Consider the following 23192-nt stretch of genomic DNA (forward strand, 5'->3'; position numbering starts at 1 on the left):
GCAGGTTCAGGCGCCGGGCGCGTGGCGTCGCGTGGTGAGCAGTGCGCGCAGCTTGGCCGGCGCCACCGGTTTGGTCAACAGCGTCACGCCGCCGTGGCGCAGCCGCTGCAGCACCTCGGGCCCGGTGGCGCCCGACACCAGCACCGCGAGCGCGTCGGGCTGCAGGCGGCGGGCGGCATCGATCACTTCCACGCCGTCGGCGTCGCCGGCCAGCTGCAGGTCGCACAGCACGGCGTCGTAGACGATGTCGCCGGTGCCCAGCCGCGCCAGCGCTTCGGCACCGGTGGTGACGCATTCGACCTCGCAGCCCCATTGCGTGAGCAGCGCGTGCGTGCCGTCGAGGATGGCGGGGTCGTCGTCGACCACGAGGCAGCGCAGGCCCGCCAGCGGCGCGGGTGCGACCGGTGCGGGCTCGGGCGGTGCGAGGTCGGCCTTGCGCGCGGGCGGCAGCGTGAACGTGAAGGTGCTGCCGGCCTGCAGCGCCGAGCGCAGGGTGATGCGGGTGCCGAGCAGGGTGGCGATGCGCGCGCAGATCGCCAGGCCCAGGCCGAAGCCGCGGCGGCGGTCGCGCTCGGTGTTGGCCACCTGGTAGAACTCTTCGAAGATGCGGCCCTGGTGGATGGGCGCGATGCCCACGCCGTTGTCGCGCACCTCGATGCGCACGCCGGCCCGGCTGCGCCGCGCGGCCACCAGCACGGTGCCGCCTTCGGGCGCATGGCGCAGCGCGTTGGCCACGAGGTTGCCGACGATGCGCTGCACCATCGCCGCGTCGCTGCGCACCGCCAGGCCGCGGTCGCGCCAGTGCAGCCGCACCTGCGCCGCGCTGGCGGCGGGCGCGTGCTGCGCGTCGAGCTGGTCGAACAGCGCGGCCAGCGAGACGCGCGTGATGGCGGGCGTGAGCACCTGCGCGTCGAGGCGCGAAATTTCGAGCAGGTCGTCGAGCAGCACGCCCATGAAGCCGGTGCTCTCCTGCAGCCGCAGCACAGCCGGGCGCTGGGCGTCGGTGGCACTGGGCAGCAGGCCGTCGATGAACAGGCCCATCGCGTGCAACGGCTGGCGCAGGTCGTGGCTCGCGGCGGCCAGGAAGCGCGCGCGCGACAGCGCGGCCTGCTCGGCCTCGGCCATGCGCTGCAGCGCGACGGCGGTGGCGTCGCGCACGCGCTCCTCGCTCACCTGGCGGTTGTATTGCAGGCGCTCGGCGAGGCGGTCGATGTCGTGCGCGAGCACGGCCAGTTCGTGCGTGCCGCGCGTGCCGCCTTCGACCACGCCGCAGCGCACCTCGAAGTGGCCGGCCTCCAGCGCTGCCACCGTGCGCGACACGCGCCGCAGCGGCCGTGCCACCGTGCGCGCCATGTGGCGCACCGACGCCCACGCCGCCAGCAGCGCGACCAGTGCGATGCCGATGCCGGCCATGAGCGAGCGGCTGCGCTCGTGCGTGTAGGCGGTGGTGTCGCGAAAGGTCTGCACCAGCCCGATGGGCGTGTCGCCCGCCGTGGTGGAGCCGGCCGGCGCGAAGGCGCTGGCGCGCGAGGCTTCGCGCAGCGTGACCGGCGCGCTGAACATGCGCAGCTGCGCGAGCGATTCGTTCTTGGGCCCGGCCGTGACGTACACGCCCGCGCTGTTGCTGATTTCGACGCGTGTCACCTGTCCGCCGCGCAACGCCGCCGAGGCCACGTTCTGCAGCGCGGGCAGGTCACCCGCATACAGGCTCAGGTCGGACATCGCCGCCACCTGCCTGGCGACCGCCTGGCCTTCGGCGTCGAAGGCGGCTTCGAGCGTCTGCAGCCGGTTGTGCGTGAACCAGCCGGTGAGCGCCAGCGCCACCGCCGCGCAAGGCACGACGCCCAGGCGGAACAGGTCGCGCTGCAGGTTGCCGCGCACAACGAGCGACGTGGTGGCCGGTGGCGGGGGAGGTGGCGGCGGAGGTGATGGCGATGGCGGTTCGGTCGCCGTGGCCGCTCCCGCCGCCGTCGGGCGGGACAGCGGGCTCGGGGGGACCGGCGTGGTGCTCATCGCGGGGCGGCGAGTCGTTCGGTGAGCTCCCGTTCCTCCGGCGGACGCAGGCCGAGCCCGCGTGCCACGGTCGCGTTGATCCGCACGGTGGCCGGCGTGGCCGCCTCCACCAGCGGGCTGCTGTTGCCGGCACTTCCTGCGCTGGCCACCTTCTGCCCGAGTTGGCGCGCCTGCTGGGCCAGCTGGCCGGGCGTGGAGACCGCCGCCGCCAGGCCGCCCGAGCGCACCAGCCCCTCGCTGGCGCCGAACACCGGCAGGCCCGCACTGGCGCCGGCACGCAGCACCGAGAGCGTGGCGGCCTGGCTGTCGCCGATCAGGTCGGGCAGCACCATGAGGGCGTCGCTGCGCGGCACGAGGGCGCGCAGCGCGGCGGCCAGCGAGCGGGCGTCGGGCGCGATCTCGACCTGCAGGTCCCAGGGCGGGTTGGCGCTCTGCGCGGCGCGCTGCAGCTCGCGCACCAGCGGTTCGGACTCGGGCGTGGCGATGACGCCCAGGCGGCGCTTCTGCGGCAGCACGGCGTTCACCAGCGCGAGCTGGTCGGCCATGGCCGGGTCGCGCAGCAGCACGCCCACGCGCCGGTCACCGCGCCGCAGGGCGGCAGGGCTGGCGGCCTTCAGGGTCTCGTAGTCGAGCCGGCTCAGCATCGCGAGCACCAGCGGCTCTGCACCGGGCCGCTCGAGGGCGGCGCGCGCGGCGGCGGTGCCGACCGCCACGGTGAGGCCCGCATCGCCGGCGGTGCGCAGGCTGCGCGTGCGCACGCCGGTGTTGGCCGCAGGCTCGGTGTCGGCGCTGGCCGGTTCAGTGGTCGTGGCGCCGGGCCCGATGCGCACGAGTTCGAACTTGCCGGCGGCCGACTGGTCAGTGCGCAGCTGCTGCACGAATTCCGCCGACGCGGCCTGGTCGTCGCCGACGAGCACCGTCAGCGTGGCCGCCGCTGCAACGCGCGGCGCGGCGGCAAAGCACAGCACGAGGCCGCAGGCCAGCAGGGCGTGGACAGCGCGGTGCACTCTTCCGAAGAAAAGCGGAATGGGGAGGTTCTCGGCGGCGGACATGGACTGCTTTGTGCAGCGAGGGGCAATGGTCCAATGTAAGGACGCGCCCTGTTTCCCGCGATAAGGCGGAGGGCTTATGCCCGCGTGCGCGAGGGCCTGCGCATGTGAGGAAGATCACACCGCAGCGGCTGCTTGGCCTATGTCCGACGCACTACCCGGCGCCTACAGGAAAGGTACCGTTGTCAGAGGCCCGCGGCCATCGACAGCGCGGCCGTGCGCTGCGCCTGGATCGCCTGGCGCAGCACGCGCGGCGACACCGGCTTGTAGAGCACGGCGATGCCGGCAGCGGCCACCTCGCGCAGGCGGTCGGGCTTGGTTTCACCGGTGACCAGCAGGCGCGCGGTGCCGGGGCCGATGCCGTTGGGGTGGCGCTCGAGCGCGGCGATCACGTCCAGGCCGTTGTCGCCGCCCTGCAGCAGCAGGTCGCTCACCACCACGTCGGGCGGCGTGTCCCAGCCATCGGCCAGCGCCAGCGCCTCGGCGCGCGTCTGCGCGGCCAGCACCGTGGCGCCCCAGTTGGACAGCACCACGCTCAGGCCTTCGAGGATCGTGCGCTCGTCGTCGATCACGAGGATGCGCAGGTCCGCGAGGCTGTCGCTGTTGTCGTCGACGGTTGTGGCGAGCGTGGGCGTCGGTGCCACCGGCGCCGGCAGCGCGGCGGGCGCGGCGCGCACCTGCACGCGCACGCAGGTGCCCTTGTGCAGGCGCGAGCTGAGTTCGACGCGCGTGTTCAGCAGCTCGGCCAGCCGCTGCACCGTGGCCAGCCCCAGGCCCATGCCGCGCGGACCGCCGGACGCGTTGCCGCGGCCGGCGGGCTCGACCTGGTAGAACTCTTCGAACACCCGCGCCTGGTGCTGCGCGGCAATGCCCACGCCGGTGTCGACCACGTCGATGCGCACGCCCTTGCCGCGTGCGCGCGCGCCGATCAGCACGCCGCCCTCGACCGTGTGGCGCAGCGAGTTCGACACCAGGTTGTTGAGGATGCGCGACAGCATCACGTAGTCGCAGCGCACCCACAGCTCGGTCTTGCGCACCACCAGCCGCAGGCCCTGCTGCTCGGCCACGGGGCGGAAGTTGCGGCTGATCTCGTCGAACAGGCTGTCGAGCGGAAAGTCGGCCCACTGCGGCTGCAGCACACCGGCGTCGAGCTGCGACAGGTTGAGCAGTTCCGAGAACAACCGGTCGAGCGAATCCACGCATTCGCGGATGTGGCCGATGCGCTGCAGCTTCACCGGGTCGGTCTCGCCGTTGGCCAGCCCGTCGGAGAACAGCGTGAGCGCATGCAGCGGCTGGCGCAGGTCGTGGCTGGCGGCGGCCAGCAGCCGTGTCTTGGCCTGGCTGGCCACTTCGAGCAGCTGGTTCTTGCGCGCCAGTTCGGCCGTGGCTTCGTTGATGCGGCTTTGCAGCAGCCGGTGGCTTTCGGCGAGCGCGCGCGCCGCCTGGTTGAAGCCATGCTGCAGGTGGCGCACCTCCGAGGTGCCTTCGATGGCCACGCTCGCGTCTTCGCCCGCGCCGAGCCGGTCGACCGCCGCGCCCAGCGCACGGATCGGCTCGCTGATGCGGCGCGCTGCCCACCAGCCCGCCAGCCCCACGCCCAGCAGGCTCACGGCCAGCACCAGCGCCACGTTGAGCCACACCGAGCGCCGCGCGCTCTGCACCGCGTCCAGGCCGATCTCGACCATCACCTTGCCGTTGTGCCGGCCGTCGTCGCTGACGATCGGCACCACCACCTGCAGGCCCTCGCCGCGGCGGCGGTCGACGGTTTCGGAGTTGGCGACGATCTCGCCGTCCTCGGTCCAGATCTGCACTTGCTGCACGTGCGGCTGGTAGGTGCCCGTCTGCGCGGTGCGCGCCAGCGCGCGGCGGTCCATGCGCGCCAGCGGAGCCTGCGCCACCGTGGCCACCTGCAGCGCCACCGTCTGCGCGTTGGCGCGCATCAGTTCGGTGAGGTTGCCCAGGTGCTGGCGCGTGAGCACCGCGATGGCCACCAGCGTGGCCGCCGTCGCCGGCACCAGCGCCAGCAGGATCAGCTGCTGGGCGAAGGTGAGGCGGGCCAGCCCGCGCAGGAGGCGGAAGTTCCAGTTCATGAAGGCCTTGAGCACATGGGGGGCGAGCTTAGGGCCGCGGCCCCGAACAGGGAAGACCGGAAAAACATCACGGGAAAGACGCGCATTTGGGATGTAATGGCGTCCGCGTCGCCCCTGTCAGACCCCGCCGGCTCGCCGCGGGCCCCGTGTCATCCGCTCCTCCCATGCACGCCTTCTTGCGTCGTTTCGGCAATTTCCTCGACACCGGCCGCCGTGCGGCCCTGGCCCTGGCCGTGGGGCTGATGCTGCCGCTGCTGGCTGCGGCGCAGGCCCCTCCCGCAGCGGACGCGCCGGTGCGCTTCGGCATCCTGCCGCTCGGCGGCGCCTTCGAGTCGCGCAGCGACTGGGACCCGCTGCTGGCCGAACTCAGCCGCGCCATCCAGCGGCCGGTGAGCGTGCTCTCGGTCAATTCGTACGAGGCGCTGGAGCAGGCCATCCAGCGCGGCGAAGTCGACATGGCGTTCCTCTCGGGAAAGATGGCGCTCGATGCCGTGAGCCAGAAGCGCATGAAGGTCGTGGCCCAGGTCGTGCGGCACGACGGCCTGCCCGGCTACCGCGGCCTGCTGCTCGCGCGCAAGACGCCGCCGTTCAACACCTTGAAGGAAATGATCGACCAGCCCGAACGCTGGCGCATCGCGCGCGGCGAACGGCAGTCGGTGTCGGGCTTCATCGTGCCGCAGCTGCAGTTCTTCCTGCCGAACCACATCGTCATGGAGACGCGCTTCCTGAGCGAGGTCGTCGGCACGCACCAGGCCAACGCGCTCGCCGTGGCCAACAACGAGGCCGACGTGGCCACCAACAACTCGGCCGACTTCGAGCGCTTCAAGGCCCGCTTTCCGGCCGAGGCGCAGCGGCTGCAGGTGCTGTGGGAGTCGGAGCTGATCCCGCACGCCCAGATCGTCGTGCGCCGCGAATACCCGCCCGAGCTGCGCCAGCGTGTGCAGGCCTTCCTGGTCGCCTACGGCCGCGGCAAGGGGCCGCGCGGCGACGCCGAGCGCCTGGTGCTCAAGTCGCTGCACGACCTCGCGGGCTTCGTCGCCGCCGACAACACCTCGCTGCTGCCTGCCGCCAAGCTGGCCTATCAGCTTGCGATGCAGAACGCGAAGACCGCGCAGTGGGTCAACGACGCGGCGCGCCAGGCGCGGCTGCAGCGGCTGGAGAACGGCTACGCCGAGCAGCTCGCCGTACTGAAGGATGTGAGCCCTTGAACCGTCGCACGATGCTCGCGCTGGCCGCGTCGTCGCTGATGGCGCCCTGCTGGGCAGGTGCGCAGCCCGCGCCCGCCGCCAAGGGCACATCGGCGATCAAGGAAGTGCGCTTCGGCGTGCTGCCGCTGGGCGGCACCGTCGAGTCGCGCGCCTTGTGGACGCCGCTCATGGCCGACATGAGCCGCGCGCTGGGCTTGCCTGTCAGCGCGTACTCGGTGCCATCGTACGAAGAGCTCGACCGCGCCATCGGCCGCGACGAGATCGACATGGCTTTTCTCTCTGCCAAGATGGCGCTCGATGCGGTGATGCAGCGGCGCATGAAGGTCGTCGCGCAGATCGCGCGGCGCGACGGCATGCCCGAGCACCGCGCCGTGCTGCTCGCGCGCAAAGTCGGGCCGCTCAACACGCTCGAAGGCCTGCTGGCCCAGCCCGAACGCTGGCGGCTCGCGCGCGGCGACAGCCGCTCGGTCACCGGCTTCATCGTGCCGCAGAGCCAGCTCTTTCTGCCGAAGAACATCGAGATGGAAACCCGCTTTCGCAGCGAGTTCGTCGGCACCCACCAGGCCACCGCACTGGCCGTGGCGAATGGCGACGCCGACGTCGCCACCAACAACACCACCGACTTCGAACGCTTTCGCGATCAGTTCCCGGTCGAGGCTGCGCGGTTGCAGGTGATCTGGGAATCCGAACCGCCGCCCGGCGCGCCGATGGTGGTGCGCCGCGACTACCCGCCGGAGTTCCAGGCGAAGCTGCAGGCCTTTCTGGTGGGGTATGGCAAAGGCAAAGGGACGCGTGCGGACGCCGAGCGTGAAGTGTTGAAGGATCTGCGCGCGGCGTATGGGTATGTCGCGGCGGACGACAGCGCGTTGTTGCCGGAAGCCAAGCTGGAGTACCAACTGGGAAGGCAGCGCGCGCTGTCGGCAGCGTGGGTCAACGATGCGGCGCGGGAGCAGCGGTTGCAGCGGATCGAGAAGGCGTATGCGGCGCAGGTCGAGGCGCTGCGCGGTTCTGCCGCACCTCGCTAGAGAAGAAGTCGCGAGGCCGCGTCGCCTCGCTTCGCATGCGCCCTTTCGATGCGCCCTCGCTGGCCATCTACTCCCTTTGCCGTACGCAAATCACCACCGTCTAGGCCATTAGGCGGATTTGCCCGCAGGCCCCCGCGCCGGAAACTTCGTGTTTCTTCTTACTTCCCGGCACCCTTGCCGTAGACGGAGTGCGGATGAGTTGGCGAACCAAAGTGGTCTGGAGCGAGGGGATGCTGTTGCAGCCTCAGCACCTGCAGCAAAGCGAGCGTCATGCCGATCATGCGCGGCATGTGCTGTTGCGCACCACCACGCCCTGCGCCTGGGGATTCGCCGAAGTCGAAATCGACGCGGCGGCGCTCACGCTGGGCAAGCTGGCGCTGGTGCGGGCGGTGGGCATCTTCGGCGATGGCACGGTGTTCGACATGCCGGCGGTCGATCCGTTGCCCGAGCCGATCGACATTCCCGCGTCCATGCGCGACGAAGCCGTGGTGCTGGCGCTGCCGCTGCGCCGCGCCGGGGCGCGCGAGGCCGACGCTGAAGCATACGAAGAGCTGGTGCGCCACCGCGTGCTGGAGTCGGACGTGCCCGACTCCAACACGGCCGGCGAGCGCACCGCGATGCTGCAACTCGGCCAGCTTCACACCCGTCTGATGCGCGCCAGCGAAGCCACCGACGCCTGGGCCACGCTGGGCGTGGCCCGCGTGGTCGAGCGCCGGGTCGACAACCAGGTGCAGCTCGACCGCGCGATGCTGCCGCCGCTGCTCGACGTGGCCGGCCATGCGGTGATCCGTGCCTGGCTCGATGAGCTGCTGGGCCTGCTGCGCCAGCGCGGTGAAGCGCTGGCCGGGCGCATGACCCAGGGCGGCACGGGCGGCGTGGCCGAGATTGCCGACTTCATGCTGCTGCAAGCGGTGAACCGCAACGAAGCCATCTTTGCGCACCTGGCCAAGAGCGCGATGCTGCACCCGCAGCATTTCTTCGAGCATGCGCTCGGGCTGGCCGGCGACCTCGCGAGTTTTCGCGACACGCGCCGCGTGGCGCGCTTCGGGCCCTACATCCACGACGACCTCGCGCTGAGCTTCCGCCCGGTGATGGACGACCTGCGCCGCAGCCTGTCGATGGTGTTCGAGCAGTCGGCCATCCGCATCGACCTGCACGACCGCAAGCACGGCGTGCGCGTGGCGGTGGTGACCGACGTCGAGCTGCAGCGCAAGGCGACCTTCGTGCTCGCAGTGAGCGCGAACATGCCGAGCGAGGCGCTGCGCGCGCGCTTCCCCACGCAGGTGAAGATCGGGCCGGTCGAGCGCATCCGCGACCTCGTGAACCTCGCGCTGCCGGGTGTCACGCTGACACCGATGCCGGTGGCGCCGCGCCAGATTCCCTTCCACACGGGCGCCAACTACTTCGAACTCGAAACCCGCAACAGCGACCTGTGGCGCCAGCTCGAGCAATCGGGCGGCATCGCGATGCACATCGCTGGCGATTTCCCCGGCCTCGACCTCGCGTTCTGGGCCATCAGATCATGACCACCCCCAGGCTTCGCGCACTTCGTGTCGCTTCGCCAACCCCCTCGCCGGGGGCGACACCTGCGGCCCGGCAAAGCCGGTTCCGCGGTGTCTCCCGAAGGGACGTCACCTGCGTGGAGTTCTCATGAGTACCCCTCCCGACCCCTTTGCCGCCTTCGAGTCCGAGCGCACGGTCATCAAGCCCAAGCCGCGCACGCCGGGCGGCGCACCGCCGGCTGCTGCGGCTCCCGCGCCGTTCTTCGGCGGTGCCGATCCGACGCCCGTGGCCGAGGTGGGCGAGATCGGCCTGCTCAATCCGCTGGTCTCGGCCGCGGGCAAGCTGCTGGTGCTGATCGGCAAGCTGCGCAACCTCGCGCAGCCGCCCAACGTGCCGGCGCTGCGCGCGTCCACCGCCGATGCGGTGAACCAGTTCGATGCCGCGGCGCGCCGTGCGGGCGTGGGCAACGAGTCGGTGCTGGCCGCACGCTACGTGCTGTGCACGGCGCTCGACGAGGCCGTCGCCAACACGCCCTGGGGCGTGCAGGCCGGATGGAACAAGCAGAGCTTGCTGGTGCAGTTCCACAACGAGACCTGGGGCGGCGAAAAGGTGTTCCAGCTGCTCGCCAAGCTCGCACAGGACGTGCCCACGCACCGCCAGTTGCTCGAGTTGATCTACAGCGTGCTCGCGCTCGGCTTCGAGGGCCGCTACCGCGTGGTCGACAACGGCCGCGCGCAGCTCGACTCGGTGCGCCAGCGCCTGGCCGACCTGATCGCCAAGGACCGTCCGGCCGTCGAGCCCGAGCTGTCGCCGCATTGGCGCGGGCAGGGCGCGGGCACGGTGCGGCTGCGCGAGTCGCTGCCGCTGTGGGTGTTCGCGGCCGGCTTCGCGCTGCTGCTGGCGCTCGCATGGTTCGGCCTGCGGCTCACGCTCAACCACCGCTCCGACACCACGTACGCGGCCGTGTCGAGCCTGCGCGTGCCCAACATCCAGATCGCACCACCCGCCGCGCCGGCCAAGTCGCCGCGGCTCGCGCGTTTTCTCGAGCCCGAGATCAAGCAAGGCCTGGTGACGGTGACCGACGAGGCCGACCGCAGCGTGGTGCGGCTGCGCGGCGACTCGTTCTTCGGCTCGGGCAGCGCCGAGCCGATGGCCGCGTCGCTGCCGGTGCTGCGCCGCATCGGCCAGGCGCTGGCCGAGGTGAAGGGCGAGGTGCTCATCACCGGCCACTCCGACAACCAGCCGATCCGCTCGCTGCGCTATCCGTCGAACTGGCACCTGTCGGCCGCGCGCGCCGATGCGGTGAAGGGCGCGCTGACCACGCTGGTCGATCCCGCGCGCATGCGTTCCGACGGCAAGGCCGACGCCGAGCCCGTGGTGGCCAACGACACGCCGGCCAACCGCGCGCGCAACCGCCGCGTCGACATCGTGCTGCTGACCGAACCCGAGCGCGTGGCTGCTGCTGCCGCACCCGCCGCTCCCGTCCCCGGAGCGACGAAATGATCAAGAAAATCTTCGGCTTCCTGTTCAGCCCACTGCTGTTGACGCTGCTCGCGCTCATCGTCGTCGCGCTGCTGATCTGGTGGATCGGCCCGCTGGTGAAGATCGGTTCGCTCGCGCCGCTCGAAGGCGAGATGACGCGCGCCATCGTCATCGGCGTCATCGTGCTCATCGTGGTGCTGCGCGCGCTGTACCGCCGCTGGCGCGCGCGCCGCGCCAGCCAGCACCTGACCGACGGCTTGATGAAGGCGCCGGCCGCCGCCAAGACCGGTGCGCCGGTCGATGGCGAACAGAAGATCCTCGACACGCGCTTCAGCGAAGCCGTCGCCACCTTGAAGCAGATGCGCCTGCACGCCGCCGGCAAGAAGCCGGGCTGGCGCGACTGGCTGTCGATCTCGGGCGGCAGCTATCTGTACGACCTGCCGTGGTACGTCTTCATCGGCGCACCGGGCGCGGGAAAGACCACGGCGCTCGTCAACTCGGGCCTGAGCTTTCCACTGGCCGAGAAGTTCGGCCCCGGCGCCATCCGCGGCGTGGGCGGCACGCGCAACTGCGACTGGTGGTTCACCGACGAGGCCGTGCTCATCGACACGGCCGGGCGCTACACCACGCAGGACAGCCACCAGTCGGAAGACAAGAGTGCGTGGGAAGGCTTCCTGGGCCTGCTGAAGAAGGCGCGTCCGCGCCGACCGCTCAACGGCGTGTTCCTCACCGTGAGCGTGGGCGACCTGCTGAGCCAGGGCCCCGAGGCGCGCACGCAGCTTGCGGCCTCAATCCGTGCGCGGCTGCTCGAACTCGACGGCAAGCTCACCACGCGCCTGCCGGTGTACGTGCTCGTCACCAAGAGCGACCTGCTCTACGGCTTCACCGACTACTTCGACGACCTCGGCAAGGAGCAGCGCGCGCAGGTCTTCGGCTTCACGCTGCCGGCGGACGAGAACGTGCAGCTTGAAGAGAAGGGCCTGTCGGTGGCGTTCCACCGCGAGTTCGGTCTTCTGCACAACCGCATCAACGACGGCCTCGTCGCACGCATGCAGCGCGAGACCGACGGCACGCGCCGCGCGGCGATCTTCGGTTTTCCGGCGCAGTTCGGATCGGTCGGCCCGCTGCTGTCCGACTTGCTCGAACAGGTGTTCACCGGCTCGCGCTTTGCGCAACCGCCATGGGTGCGCGGCGTGTACTTCACCAGCGGCACGCAAGAGGGCAGCCCGATCGATCGCGTGATGGGCAGCCTGGCGCGCAGCTTCGGCATCGAGCGCGCCATGCTCGCGCCGCAGAAGTCGAGCGGGCGCAGCTACTTTCTCACCGCACTGCTGCGCGAGGTGGTGTTCCCCGAGCAGCGTCTCGCGGGCGCCGACGTGAAGCTGGAGCGTCGCCGCAACACCCTGCGCCTGGCGGGCGTGGCCGCGATGACGCTGGTCACCGTCGGCCTGCTCGCGGCCTGGGGCTACAGCACCTGGCAGAACCACAACTACCTGAAGTCGGTCGAGGCGCGCGTCGAGCCCGCGCAGAAGACTTTGGCCGCGCTGCCGACGCGCGTGCAGAACCTGGTCGAGGTCGCGCCCGTGCTGCAGGGCCTGCGCGACATCTGGAAGACGCCCGACAACCGCCAGGGCGACGAGCCGCTGTCGATGACGCTGGGCCTGTACCAGGGCGACAAGCTCGATGCCGCCGCCATGCTCACGCACCAGCGCGCGCTCAACGACGCCTTCCTGCCGCAGATCGCCAAGCGCATCGAAGACCAGCTGCGCACCGCGCAGAAGGACAACCTCGAGTTCACGTACGAGGCGCTGAAGAGCTACCTGATGCTCTACCAGCCCGAGCGCTTCGACCCCGAGGCGCTGAAGGCCTGGATCACGCTCGACTGGGCGCGCAACCTCGACCGCGGCATTCCCGAAGACCAGCGCAAGGCACTCGAAGACCAGCTCGACGTGCTCATCGCCCAAGGCCCACCGCGCTCGCCGCTGAAGATGGACGAGAACCTGGTGCGCAGCGTGCGCGCCGTGCTCGCGAGCTACCCGCTGGAGCAGCGCGTGTTCAGCCGCTTGAAGCGCCAGCGCGCCACCAAGGACATCCCGGGCTTCAGCGTGGCGCAGGCCACCGGTCCGTCGGGCCCGCTGGTGTTCGAGCGCATCAGCGGCAAGCCGCTGAGCGAAGGCGTGCCGGGCATGTTCACCTACGACGGGTACCACAAGCGCTTCCAGAACGAGGTCGTCGTGCTCACCGGCCTGCTGGCCGCCGAGGACCCGTGGGTGCTCGGGCAGGACCGCAACGCCAGCGAGCGTTTGCGCGATGCCGCAGCGCTCGGCGCGCTCACCGACCGCGTGCGGCGTCTCTACCTCGAGGAGTACGTCAAGCAGTGGGAAGCACTCTTGGCCGATGTGCGGTTGATCCGCGTCAGCGGCCTGGAGAAGAACATCGAGACCGCCCGCATCCTGTCCGGTGTCGATTCACCGCTCGCGAACTTCTTGCGTGCGGTGGTCAAGCAGACCACGCTGATCCCCGCGGCCGATGCCAACAAGGATGTGGTCAGCAAGGCCTCCGAGACCGTGCGCAACACGCGCAAGGGTCTGGAAGATCTGTTCGGCAGCGACCCCGGCAAGCAGGTGGCGCCGGGCAAGCGCATCGAGAGCATCGTGGACGATCGCTTCGAATCGCTGCGCCGCCTCGTCACCGCCGGCGGACCGAACCAGCCCGCGCCGATCGACGACGCGCTCAAGCTCTTCAACGAGGTGTACGTGTACCTCAACGCCGTCGACACGGCCGTGAAGGGCCGCACCTCGCCGCCGCCCGGCGACGTGGCCGGCAAGCTCAAGTCGGACGCGGGCCGATTGCCCGAGCCGGTGCGCAGCATGATCGAGAACCTGAGCCAGACCGGCGCCACCCAGGCGCAGGTGGCCGAGCGCGGCAACCTGAGCCAGGACCTGCGCCCCGTGACCGAGTTCTGCAGCCGCGCCATCGCGGGCCGCTACCCGTTCGTGCAAAGCAGCAAGCGCGACGTGCTGCCTGAAGACTTCGGCCAGATGTTCGGCGCTGGCGGCCTGATGGACGACTTCTTCCAGAAGCGTTTAGCCGCGCTGGTCGACACCAGCACCCGGCCGTGGCGCTACAAGCCCGTGGCCGAGCGCGGCGCCGTCACCACGCAGGCGCTGGCGCAGTTCGAGCGCGCGGCGCGCATCAAGGACATCTTCTTCCGCGGCGGCGGGCGCGGGCCGTCGATGCGGCTGGACTTCAAGCCGGTGGAGATGGACGCGGGCATCACGCAGTTCATCCTCGACGTGGACGGGCAGCTCGTGAAGTACGCGCATGGGCCGGTGGTGCCGATGGCGGTGCAGTGGCCGGGGCCGAAGGGGAGCAACCAGGTGCGCATTCAGGTGAGTCCGCCGTCGACCACCGGGAGTTCGGGGTCGGCGATGGATGGGCCTTGGGCTTTGTTTCGCACGCTGGACGATGGGCAACTTGAAGCGGGTGACGCGCCGGAGAAGTTCTTCATCACCTTCCAGGTGGGGGCGCGGAAGACGCGGTTCGAGGTGACGACGAACAGCGTGCAGCATCCGATTCGGTTGAAGGAGTTGCGGGAGTTTTCTTGTCCGGAGGGGTTGTGAGCTTGGCTTCCTCTTCCCTCTTTGCTTCCTCTGATTTGCCAGGGTGGTTTGGCAAGCTGCCGGGGATGGGGGACTTTGCGCATCGGCGGTTGCCGGAGGCGTTTCGCTCGGTGTGGGATCCGTGGTTGCAGCGCGGGTTGGCGCGGCTGAGGGATCGGCATGCGGATTGGACTGCTCACTACCTGGAGGCGCCTGTGTGGTGCTTTGCGCTGGGGGCGAAGGTGGTGGGGGAGCGGGGGTGGATGGGGGTGTTGATGCCTTCGGTGGATGGGGTGGGGCGGTACTTTCCGTTCACTCTGGCTGTTGAGTTGGATGAGGGCGTTGCTTCTGGTGTTTTGAGTGGGGAGGCGCTTGCTGCTGCGTTGCGGTGGTGGGCGTTGGGGACGCTGGCTGTGCTTGAAGGGCTTGAGAGTGATTTGGATGCGTTGCGGTTTGATGCGGCGCTGGGGCGGTTGTTTGTGGCTTCTGCTGATGACGCTTCTGTTGAAGGCCGATCGCTTGAGTTGCCTTTGGCGGGGGCCTCGCTTTGGATGGAGACGCCTGGGGTAGAGGGCGGGGTTCGGATGTTGGCTACGGGGTTGCCTCGGGATGTGCAGTTCGACGCGCTGTTTCTTGGGGGTGGGGAATGAGGGCGGTGCTTTCTCTTTTTTCCCGAGGCCGGGAGTTCCGCCCGGCGGCGGACTTACTTTCTTTTGCTTCGCCAAAAGAAAGTAAGCAAAGAAAAGGCGACCCCACTGTCTGCGACCCTCCGCTTCGCTGCGGGCAACCTGCGGTGCTCGCGTTTCGCGGGGTCTCGCAGAACTCGCCTTCGGCTCAAACAGCTGCGAGCCCTGATCCGCGAAACGCTGCGCTCCTCGGCGCAGCCAGAGGGGATTGGGATACCGGGCGGGCCTTTGCTTCGCTCGGCTTGGGATCGGGCCTTCGCTTCGCTCGGCGGGGGACTTGCTCCCTCTCCCCTTGGGGAGAGGGCGGGGGTGAGGGCATCGGCCTTTGTGCGCGCGAGGCGGTGTTTCTGTGCCGCGGACCCTCACCCCAACCCTCTCCCCAAGGGGAGAGGGAGCGATGCAAGCCGAGCGAAGCAAAGGCTCGTGAGGTGTTCAGCTGCCGAGCAAAGCGATGGCCCGCTCGGTATCAAAGCCCTTCTGTATGCGCCGAGGAGCGCAGCGTTTCGCGGATCAGGGCTCGCCCTTGTTTGAGCGAAGCGAGTTTGGGCGAGACCCCGCGAAACGTGAGCACCGCAGGTTGCCCGCAGCGAAGCGGAGGGACGCAGACAGCAGGGTCGCCTTTCTTTTGCCTACGTTTCTTTGGCGAAGCAAAGAAAAGTAGGTCGCCCGCCGGGGCGAGACCCGGCCTCGGGAAGCAACCCCCCAACGCAGTTCAAAGAACAGGAGCCAGTCGATGACCGACTCCAACACAACCCCCCCGGAAGACGACCGCACCCGAGTCGTCTCACGCACTCCCACAACCGAAGCTGACACAGGCGGCGCCACAGTCATCACCGCCGGCGGCTTCACCACAGCTTCCGGCACCCCAGTCACCAGCCCAGCAACAGCAACCCACGACGCCGGCCTCCTCCCCGTAGGCAGTCGCCTCGCCGAATTCGAAGTCACCCGAGTCGTCGGCCAGGGCGGCTTCGGCGTCGTCTACGAAGCCTGGGACCACACGCTAGAGCGCGTAGTAGCCATCAAGGAATACCTCCCAACCTCGCTATCCACAAGACAGCAAGACGGCACCGTAGTCCCCTTGTCAGAAAGACACAGAGAAACCTTCGACCTGGGCATGCGCAGCTTCATCAACGAAGCCCGCCTCCTCGCCCAGTTCGACCACCCGTCCCTCCTCAAGGTCTACCGCTTCTGGCAAGAAAAGGGCACCACCTACATGGTCATGCCCTTCTACAAGGGCGACACCTTGCGAGAGGCACTCGTAGCGATCCCGGCAGGCGTCGACGAAGCCTGGCTCACCCGCATCATGGACGGCGTCACCCAGGCCCTCGCCGTGATGCACAGCGCCAACTGCTACCACCGCGACATCGCCCCCGACAACATCATCCTGCTCGAAGGCTCCGGCCGCCCCGTGGTGCTCGACTTCGGCGCCGCGCGCCGCGTGATCACCGACAAGACGCAGGCGATCACCGTCATCCTCAAGCCCGGCTACGCACCTATCGAGCAGTACGCCGAGATGCCCGACATGTCGCAGGGCGCATGGACCGACGTCTACGCGCTCGCCGCCGTGATGCACGTGGCCGTGTGCGGCCGTGCGCCCCCGCCGTCGGTGGCGCGGCTGCTGTCCGACAGCTACGTGCCGCTCGCGGGCAATGACATCCTGCGCCAGCGCTACAGCGATCGACTCCTCGCCGCGATCGATGCGGGCCTGGGCGTGCGGCCCGAGGCGCGACCCCAGTCGATGGCCGAGTTGCGTGCGGCATTGGGCCTCGAGGTCGGCCACAGCATCGCGCCCACGCCGCGCACCGTGCCGCCGTCGGGCGCACGAAGCAGCAGCAGTCCATCGGGTGCCGATGCACCCACCGTGATCGGCACGGCCCACATGCCGAAGCCCATCGCCGCCAAGGCACCTGTTGCGAACAACAACAAGAGCAGCAGCGGCAGCAACAACAAAGCCGTGCTCGGCGCCGTCGCCGCTGCCGTGCTGCTCGCCGCAGCAGGCGGCGGATGGTGGTTCCTGGGCCGCACGGGCGGCGAAGGCGATGCAGGCAAGACGGCGCAAACCGCCACCCCCGCACCACCGCCCGACGCCCCCACCCAGGTCGCCGAGGCCCCACCGCCACCCCCTCCACCGCCGCCACCCAAGCCGCGCACCGCCGTCGAGTCGCTGCAATCGCTCGCCGCCGGTGCGGCGCCGGGCTTCGAGGTCACGGCCACGCCGAAGAAGGCCGAGGTCGCGATCGGCAAGGACAAGCTGGCCTTCGAGGTGCGCAGCAAGCGCGACGGTTTCGTCTACGTGTTCCTGCTGTCCAGCGGCGGCGAGATGTTCCTGCTGTTCCCGAACCTGCTCGACAAGTACAACAAGATCACCGCCAACGCCGCGCTCGCGCTGCCGCGCGCCTCCTGGCCGATGGACGCCGGCGGGCCGGCCGGCACCAACCAGTTCGCGGTGCTCGTGAGCGAGCACGAGCGCGACTTTGGCGCTTCGGGCGTGCAGAACGAAGGCGTGTTTCCGCAGTTCCCGCTGCCGGTGCTCGCGGCGCTCGAAGCCACGCGCGGCAGCGGGCCGTCGCCGCTGCTGGGCAAACCGGTCTGCGCGCCGGGCGCCACGCCGTGCAACGACGTCTATGGCGTCGCGAATTTCAAAATCGTCGAGAAGTAATCGTCTGTAGAGCGTCGGCCGCTTTCGGCCCCATTCCACGACACGACCAGGAGACTTTCATGCACACGTCACCGTCGCCGCACTTCGCGCTCCCCCTCTGCCGCACGGCCGCTGTGGTGGCACTGGCGCTGCTGGCCGCTTGCGCCAACACGCCGCCGCCCGCCGCGAGCAGCGCCGCCCCCACGACCACCGCGACCGACACGGCACCTGCCGCACCCCGTCCCACGGGCGGCAGCGTGGCCGGGCAGGCGCGGACCTTCTCGACCCAGCTCGCCACCTACACCTCGGTCGGCTTCGACGCCGTGCCGGGCTGGGCGCGCGACGACTTCTCGGAAAGCTGGCCGGCGTTTCTGGGCAGCTGCAGGGTGCTCAACGGCCGCGGCGCCGAGTGGAAGGACGTGTGCGATCGCGCGCTGAAGGTCGACGGCAAGAGCACGCAGGCGATTCGCGGCTTCTTCGAGCGCGAGTTCTCGGCCTACCAGATCCGCGACGACGACCGCAAGCCCGACGGCGTGGTCACCGGTTACTTCGAGCCCGAGATCGCGGGCAGCCGCACCTACGCTGCGCCGTTCATCTACCCGGTCTACGGGCAGCCCGAGGACATGCTGTTCGTCGATGCACGCAAGCTCCCGGCCGGCAGCGGCACGGTGGCCGCCAAGGTCGAGGGCCGCAACGTGATCGTGCAAAGCGGCCTCAGCACGCGCGACATGGGCGCGCCCGGCCTCTATGCGCTCGACCTCTCGGCCATCACCCGCGACACGCTCGACCGCAAGGTGCGCCTGCGCATCGACGGCAAGCGCCTGCTGCCGTACTACACGCGCGAAGAGATCGAGACCAAGGGCGCGCCCAATGCCAAGGTGCTGGCCTTCGTGAGCAGCGCCACGGCGCTGTACGAGATGCAGATCCAGGGCTCGGGCCGCATCAAGCTGCCCAGCGGCGAAGTCGTGCGCGTGGCGTACGCCGAGCAGAACGGCCAGCCCTTCCGCCCGACCATCGCCCAGGCCGCCAATGGCAAGCCGCGCAGCGCCGTGAAGGTGCGCGGCGATTCGCTCGAGCTGACGCTGGACGACGGCGACGACGAAGACACGGGTGCCGTCGACAGCAGCGTGATCCGCACGCGCGGTTTCACGCTGGCACGGCCAACGGCCAGCGGCGCGGTGGTGGTGCCGGGCCGTCGCACGGCGGGCGCGGTGGCCGGCTCCGGCATCAAGGACCCGAGCTACGTGTTCTTCAAGGAATCGACCTCGCCCGCGGGCGGTCCGGTGGGCGCCTTCGGCGTGCCGCTGTCGGCCGGTCGCTCGATCGCGGTCGATCCGCGCAGCACGCCGCTGGGCTACCCGGTGTTCGTGTCGACACGCACGCCCGGCAGCGGCGCGCCCATGCAGCGCCTGACCATCGCGCAGGACACCGGCGGCGCCATCCGCGGCGCGGTGCGGGCCGACTACTTCTTCGGCAACGGCCAGCAGGCCGCGACCAACGCGCGCCGCATGAAGGAGCGCGGGCAGCTGTGGATTCTTCTGCCGCGCGGCCTCGCCGTGGCGCAGGCGGCGGTGTCGGGTGCGATCCGCACGCGCGGCGGCCCGGTCGGCGCCAGCCTGCCGCAATGCCTGGTGCCGACCGAGGGCGTTTGCGTCGACGACTGACCCCACTTTTCTCGAACCCCTTGGCCCTTCATGCAGGAAACCCTTTCGTCCGCGGAAAGCTCTGAACTCGTCCGCCTCTGGCGGCGCCGGCAGACGCTGTCCTCGAACGACATGGGCACCATGTATCGCATCGTGGGCGATGCGCTCGTGGCCTGCAACCCGCCCGAGCTGCAGGTGCTGGGCGAGGGGCGGCAGGAGCTGGTGGCGCAGTTCATCTATGTGAAGGTGCTGCGGCTCGATGCCGACCCTGATGAGTCGGAAGAGCGCGCCGGCCACAGCGCACCGTCGACCGCTTTCGCGCTGTGCGCGTACTTTCGCCGCTACCTCATCGACTGCACGCGCGCCAGCGCGTTCCGCCGCAAGGTCTCCATCGGCGACCAGATCACCGAGGCCCAGCTCGAAGACGAACTCGGCCCGGGCGAAGACGCGGACGGGTGCCTGGCCGAGCACGGCCTCAGCGCGCAGGCCGTGCAACTGGCGGCCCGCGCCTTCATTGCCGGGCTGCCCGAGCCCGAGCGCATCCTGCTGTGCGAGGGCTTCGGGCAGGAGGCCGAGGGCGGGTTGTCGGGCATCGCCTCGCGTCATGCCATCGCCTCGTACCACTACCGCGCCGGGCGGCTGGGCCTCGTGCACAAGCGCGAAGGGCTGGGCGCCGGCTATGCGCAGACCCGCATCGGCAGCTGGATCGGCCAGACCCTGGGCATCGCCATCGAGGCGGACAACATGGCGGCGATCCTGCAGGTTTTCAAAATCCTCGGGGCTGAAGCGTCTTATGTCTGAAGACATAGCCATTCAGGAACAGACGCCATGACCACCGACCTCTGGCCCCCGCTCAGCGTGATCCGCCATGCGTTCGAAACCGGCGCACCGCCGGGAGACGCGCCACCCGGCGTTGCCACCGTCGCGATGCCGCACAGCAGCAGCAGCGCAGGCGCGGGCACGCCCGTCGTGTCGGATCTGCTGCTCCCCTTGACCGAATTGGCCCGGCGCCGCGAGGCTGTCGCCCGGCGCGCCTTCACTGCGCGCTGGGCGCCGGGCCGCCTTGTGAGCGTGGTGCACGACGGGCGCCTGCTCGGCGTGCTGCTCGACCGCTGCATCCATGGCGACCTCTGGCAGGGCTGGATGGCCGCCGGCGAGCCCGACTGGGCTTCGGACTTCGACGTGCTGCTGGAGCCCGACGACGAGCCCTTCGAGCCGATGTTCGGCGTGGTCCAGGCGTGGAACGTGCTCACGCTCGAACCCAGCCCGCAGCTGGCCGCGCGCGTGCTCGGCGAGGTGTCGGCCACGCGGCTCGCCGCGATCCGCGCGGTGCACGACGAATGGGCCGCGCACGCGGCGTCCGCCATTTCACCGGAGCCGGGGCGCATCGCGTTGCGCGCCGTGGGCGGTGCGTTCTCGGTGCTGTCGGGCACGCCGCTCGGCCCGCAGGACCCGCGCACCGATTACCAGGCGCTGTACCGCGATGCCGGTTTGCAACTCGGCCGTGCGTTGGCGCAACCGCAGGACGAGGCCGCTGCCGCACCGCCGCCATCGCCCGCCAGGCCGCTGCCACGGCCCGAGGACGGCTGGTGGGGCAGCATCCGCCGCTGGTTCGGCGCCGAAGGCTGGGCGCGTCCGGCGTTTGCGGCGGTGGCGCTGTTCGCGGTGATCCAGAACGTGGGGCTCATCGGTGGGCGCGGTTCAGCGGAAGACGACGAGGTGCGTTTCCGCTCGGTGCCTGTGGCGCCGGTCGCGGCGCAGGCGAATCTGGTCGTGCGCTGGAAATACGGCGTGCGGATCGACGAGGCCGACCGCCTGCTGCGCACGATGTCGGCCGAGGTGGTCGGCGGGCCGGATGCGAACGGTGTCTGGCGTCTGCGCGTCGCCGATCCGGTGGGTGGGCTGTCGGTGCTCGCGTCGTCGCCCTTGGTCGCATCGGCCGGGCCGGCTTCGGAGCAGCGATGACACGCGCAGCGCGGCCCCCGTCTTTCTCCCTCCCCCGCTGGGGGAGGGCAGGGGTGGGGGCAAGCGGCGCATCCGTCGGGCGCTCCGCCTGCCCCCATCCCAGCCTTCCCCCAGCGGGGGAAGGAGCGATGCGGGTGCATCCGTCTTTCCCCCTCCCCCTCTGGGGGAGGGCAGGGGTGGGGGCAAGCGGCGCATCCATCGGGCGCTCTGCCTGCCCCCATCCCAGCCTTCCCCCAGCGGGGGAAGGAGCGATGCGGGTGCTCGGTTTGCAGGTGCTGTGGATGCTGGCGCTGCTCGTCTGCACCAGCACCGCCTTCGCCGCGCAGCGCGCGCTGCTCGTCGGCGTCTCCGAACTCGTCAACCAGCCGCAGGCCCTGTGGCTGCAGGCGCCGCGCAACGACGTGATGCTCATGCGCGATGCCTTGCTGAAGCAGGGCTTCACCGCGCCCGACATCGCCGTGCTCGCCGATGGCGTGCCCGGCGCCGCGCTGCCCGAATCGCAGGCCATCCACGAGGCGCTGGCGCGGCTGCTCGCGCAGTCGGCCAGCGGCGACTTCGTGCTGCTGTATTTCTCCGGCCATGGCACGCGCCTGCGCGACGTGGCCAAGCGCTACCAGGAGCCCGACGGCCTGTCCGAGAACTTCCTCGCGCGCGATGTGCGCGGCACGCTCGGCGCCGACGCCGCACTCAGCGGCGACCTGCGCGACGTCGACTTCGACGCCTGGATCCAGGCCTTCCTCGCGAAGAACGTGTTCGTCGCCTCGGTGTTCGACACCTGCTCCGCCAACTCCATGACACGCGGCACGGGCGATGCGCCCGCGACCGCCGAAGGCCCGGCCGACGACGAGGTGCGCTGGCGCGGCCTGCGCACGACGCAGCTCACGGGCGGCGGGTCGCCCGCACGGTCTCTTGCTGCTCCGCCGGCTGCGACCGATGCCGTGCCGCGCGCCCGCTACGTGGCGTTGTTCGCGTCCGAGAGCCATCAGATCACGCCCGAGTTGCGCCTGCCGCGCAAGGCGCGCAGCGCCCGGCCGCAGGGCTTGCTGACTTGGGCCGTGGTCGAGTCATTGGCGCGCAAGCCCGCCACCTGGCGCGACCTGTTCGACGGCGTGCTCGCGCTGTACCCGCCGGTCATCGACGAGCTGGCGCAGCGCTTTCCCACGCGCGAGCTGCCGTCGCCCGTGGCCGAGGGCAACCTCGATGCGCCGCTGTTTGCCAACAGCGGCGCGCCCGCGTCCACGCGCCCTGTATGGAGCGCGCAGCGCAGCGGCGACAGCCTGGCCGTCAAGGCCGGCCTGCTCGACGGCCTGGCGGCGCAGCAGGCGGTGCGCGTGCTCGCGACGCTCGACGACGGCACCGTGCGCCGCGCACCGGCCGCCATCGCGCAGATCAAGCTCGGCGGCGCCTGGCTCGCCGTGCCCGCGGCGTTGAAAGAGCTGCCGGGCAGCGCCTTCTGGAGTGTCACGCCGGTCACCGAGCCCGCCGCGACGGCACTGCGCGTGCGCGCCGACAAGCCGCTGCCCGTCGGCCTGAGCCTCGACTACCCGGCCGCGATCCGCCTGGCCGACGACCCCGCGAGCGCCGACGTGCGCTGGACCGACCTCGGCCCTGCGGGCCATCGCCTCGAAGCACTCGCGCCCGTGTTCGGCACCGCCGCTTCGGCCGTCGTGGTGCCCGACGTGGCCGCGCTGCGCCGCCGCCTCCAGGCCCTGGCGCAGCTCAAGTGGCTGGCGCAGTTGCAGGCCCATGCGAAGGGCGGCCAGCTCGGCGGTTTCGATGCGGCGCTCGAAGTCTGGAGCGCCGACCGGCTGCTGCGCAGCGTGCCGGTCGCCGAGGCCGCGAGCGTGCTGCCTGCATTGCCTGAACTGCGTACTGGCGAGCGTGTGCGCCTGAACGTGCGCAACACCAGCGGCCGTTCGCTCGACCTCGTCATCACCGGCATCGACGCGCGCGGCGCGCTGCAGGCGGTGTACCCCGACGGGGCCGGCGAAACCAACCGCTTCAAGCGCGGCACGCCCGAGCAGCCGGCGGTCAAGCGTTTCGACCTGCCCTGGCTCGACACAGCCGGCGAGGCGCGCCTGCTCGTCATGGCGGTGCCGGCCGCGCCCCACAGCGCGCCGCGCCTGTTCGGCCTGGCCACCGCGGCGCAGGCCGATGTGTCGGAAGTGCGCGTGCGCGGCGGCCAGCCGCCGGCCGCCAGCGGCGAGCGCCAGGTGTTCGCGGCCTTGCTGCGCAGGAGCGGCAGCAGCAGCGCCAGCACGGCAGACGGTGGGGCGCGGCCATGAGGC

At 70.5% G+C, this 23192-nt stretch carries 14 protein-coding genes; 11 read left to right on the plus strand and 3 right to left on the minus strand.

What is annotated here, in order from left to right:
- Positions 1-6: 6 nt before the first annotated feature.
- The 3 genes from RZE79_RS02780 to RZE79_RS02790 form a co-directional block, all read right to left on the minus strand.
- The gene (locus RZE79_RS02780; RefSeq protein ID WP_319358928.1) at positions 7-2013 is read right to left on the minus strand and encodes an ATP-binding protein; all 2007 of its coding nucleotides are present in this window, start codon (positions 2011-2013) and stop codon (positions 7-9) included.
- A complete protein-coding gene (locus tag RZE79_RS02785) occupies positions 2010-3065 on the minus strand; it encodes an ABC transporter substrate binding protein (protein WP_319358929.1) in 1056 nt (351 codons plus the stop codon). Before RZE79_RS02785 ends, RZE79_RS02780 begins: the two co-directional genes overlap by 4 nt.
- Before the next feature lie 182 nt (positions 3066-3247).
- Positions 3248-5152 carry a hybrid sensor histidine kinase/response regulator gene (locus tag RZE79_RS02790; protein ID WP_319358930.1) on the minus strand — a complete coding sequence of 635 codons (1905 nt, stop codon included), beginning with the start codon at positions 5150-5152 and terminating at the stop codon, positions 3248-3250.
- A gap of 164 nt (positions 5153-5316) precedes the next feature.
- Between RZE79_RS02790 and phnD (RZE79_RS02795) the strand changes: the two genes are divergently transcribed.
- From phnD (RZE79_RS02795) to RZE79_RS02845, 11 genes are all read left to right on the plus strand, one after another.
- The gene (gene phnD, locus RZE79_RS02795) at positions 5317-6360 is read left to right on the plus strand and encodes a phosphate/phosphite/phosphonate ABC transporter substrate-binding protein (protein WP_319358931.1); all 1044 of its coding nucleotides are present in this window, start codon (positions 5317-5319) and stop codon (positions 6358-6360) included.
- Between the two features lie 11 nt (positions 6361-6371).
- Positions 6372-7385 carry a phosphate/phosphite/phosphonate ABC transporter substrate-binding protein gene (gene phnD / locus RZE79_RS02800; protein WP_373696562.1) on the plus strand — a complete coding sequence of 338 codons (1014 nt, stop codon included), beginning with the start codon at positions 6372-6374 and terminating at the stop codon, positions 7383-7385.
- Between the two features lie 194 nt (positions 7386-7579).
- The gene (gene tssK / locus RZE79_RS02805; RefSeq protein ID WP_319358932.1) at positions 7580-8911 is read left to right on the plus strand and encodes a type VI secretion system baseplate subunit TssK; all 1332 of its coding nucleotides are present in this window, start codon (positions 7580-7582) and stop codon (positions 8909-8911) included.
- Between the two features lie 124 nt (positions 8912-9035).
- On the plus strand, positions 9036-10391 hold the full coding sequence (locus RZE79_RS02810; protein WP_319358933.1) for a DotU family type VI secretion system protein: 1356 nt from the start codon (positions 9036-9038) through the stop codon (positions 10389-10391).
- Complete coding sequence (gene tssM / locus RZE79_RS02815) at positions 10388-13993, plus strand: type VI secretion system membrane subunit TssM (protein ID WP_319358934.1); 3606 nt, start codon at positions 10388-10390, stop codon at positions 13991-13993. Before RZE79_RS02810 ends, tssM begins: the two co-directional genes overlap by 4 nt.
- A complete protein-coding gene (tagF, locus tag RZE79_RS02820; RefSeq protein ID WP_319358935.1) occupies positions 13990-14622 on the plus strand; it encodes a type VI secretion system-associated protein TagF in 633 nt (210 codons plus the stop codon). The genes tssM and tagF overlap by 4 nt, the downstream gene beginning before the upstream one ends.
- 769 nt (positions 14623-15391) lie before the next feature.
- Positions 15392-17317, plus strand: coding sequence for a serine/threonine-protein kinase (locus RZE79_RS02825; RefSeq protein WP_319358936.1), 1926 nt, complete (start codon positions 15392-15394; stop codon positions 17315-17317).
- Between the two features lie 59 nt (positions 17318-17376).
- The gene (locus tag RZE79_RS02830; RefSeq protein WP_319358937.1) at positions 17377-18960 is read left to right on the plus strand and encodes an MltA domain-containing protein; all 1584 of its coding nucleotides are present in this window, start codon (positions 17377-17379) and stop codon (positions 18958-18960) included.
- Positions 18961-19071: 111 nt separating this feature from the next.
- Positions 19072-19740 carry a hypothetical protein gene (locus RZE79_RS02835; RefSeq protein WP_319358938.1) on the plus strand — a complete coding sequence of 223 codons (669 nt, stop codon included), beginning with the start codon at positions 19072-19074 and terminating at the stop codon, positions 19738-19740.
- 27 nt (positions 19741-19767) lie between these two features.
- Positions 19768-20904 (plus strand): hypothetical protein, encoded by a 1137-nt coding sequence (locus RZE79_RS02840; protein WP_319358939.1) that lies wholly within the window; start codon positions 19768-19770, stop codon positions 20902-20904.
- Between the two features lie 251 nt (positions 20905-21155).
- Positions 21156-23189: a caspase family protein gene (locus tag RZE79_RS02845; RefSeq protein ID WP_319358940.1), complete on the plus strand. Its 2034-nt coding sequence runs from the start codon at positions 21156-21158 to the stop codon at positions 23187-23189.
- Positions 23190-23192: the final 3 nt, after the last annotated feature.

This window comes from Variovorax sp. EBFNA2 (genome assembly GCF_033802765.1).
Lineage (GTDB): Bacteria > Pseudomonadota > Gammaproteobacteria > Burkholderiales > Burkholderiaceae_C > Variovorax > Variovorax paradoxus_H.